Origin of the sequence: Streptomyces bicolor (assembly GCF_000719285.1) — a bacterium.
GTDB classification, from domain to species: Bacteria; Actinomycetota; Actinomycetes; order Streptomycetales; family Streptomycetaceae; genus Streptomyces; species Streptomyces bicolor.
Window position 1 is genome coordinate 1 of record NZ_JOFS01000093.1, and the last position, 1,525, is coordinate 1,525.

Here is a 1,525-nt window from a genome sequence, read left to right on the forward strand (position 1 = left end):
TCGTGCGCAAGGTGCTCATCGCCAACCGTGGCGAAATCGCTGTCCGCGTGGCCCGGGCCTGCCGGGATGCCGGCATCGCGAGCGTGGCCGTCTACGCCGACCCGGACCGGGACGCTCTGCATGTCCGCGCCGCGGATGAGGCGTTCGCCCTGGGTGGTGACACCCCGGCCACCAGTTACCTGGACATCGCCAAGGTGCTGAACGCCGCGCGCGAGTCCGGCGCGGACGCCATCCATCCCGGCTACGGCTTCCTCTCCGAGAACGCCGACTTCGCCCAGGCCGTCCTGGACGCCGGACTGATCTGGATCGGCCCGCCCCCGCAGGCCATCCGCGACCTGGGCGACAAGGTCGCCGCCCGGCACATCGCCCAGCGCGCCGGTGCCCCGCTGGTGGCCGGCACCCCGGACCCGGTGAGCGGTGCGGAGGAGGTCGTGGCGTTCGCCGAGCAGCACGGCCTGCCCATCGCCATCAAGGCCGCCTTCGGTGGCGGCGGGCGTGGTCTGAAGGTGGCCCGCACGCTGGAAGAGGTGCCGGAGCTGTATGACTCCGCGGTGCGTGAGGCGGTGGCGGCGTTCGGGCGCGGGGAGTGCTTCGTCGAGCGCTACCTCGACAAGCCCCGCCACGTCGAGACGCAGTGCCTGGCCGACACCCACGGCAACGTCGTGGTCGTGTCCACGCGTGACTGCTCGCTGCAGCGCCGCCACCAAAAGCTCGTGGAGGAGGCCCCGGCGCCGTTCCTGTCCGACGAGCAGGTCGCCGAGCTGTACTCGTCGTCGAAGGCGATCCTGAAGGAGGCCGGCTACGTCGGCGCCGGCACCGTGGAGTTCCTGGTCGGGGCGGACGGCACGATCTCCTTCCTGGAGGTCAACACCCGGCTGCAGGTCGAGCACCCGGTCACCGAGGAAGTCGCCGGGATCGACCTGGTGCGGGAGATGTTCCGCATCGCCGACGGCGAGGCCCTCGGTTACGACGACCCGCCGCTGCGTGGGCATTCCTTCGAGTTCCGCATCAACGGTGAGGACCCCGGCCGCAACTTCCTCCCGGCCCCCGGCACCGTCACCGCCTTCAACCCGCCCACCGGGCCGGGTGTGCGCCTGGACGCGGGCGTGGAGTCCGGCAGCGTGATCGGTCCGGCCTGGGACTCCCTGCTGGCCAAGCTGATCGTCACCGGCGCCACCCGTGAGCAGGCCCTGCAGCGCGCGGCCCGTGCGCTGGCCGAGTTCCAGGTCGAGGGCATGGCCACCGCGATCCCGTTCCACCGCGCGGTGGTCACCGACCCGGCGTTCGCCCCGGAGCTGACCGGCAGCGCCGAGCCGTTCACGGTCCACACCCGCTGGATCGAGACCGAGTTCGTCAACGACATCAAGCCCTTCGCCGCCCCGGCCGACCTCGAGGCCGAGGACGAGGCGGGCCGCGAGACGGTCGTGGTCGAGGTCGGCGGCAAGCGCCTGGAAGTCTCCCTGCCGGCCTCGCTCGGCATGACCCTGGCCCGCACCGGCCTCGCGGCCGGCGCCAAGCCCAAGCG

General features: G+C 72.3%; 1 protein-coding gene. It reads left to right on the top strand.

The genetic code is table 11. From position 1 onward, the window contains the following. Window positions 1–2: 2 nt before the first annotated feature. Window positions 3–1,525, top strand: a 1,523-nt coding sequence (locus tag IF78_RS0142750) for an acetyl-CoA carboxylase biotin carboxylase subunit (protein ID WP_031498882.1), incomplete at its 3' end; no start/stop codon positions are given.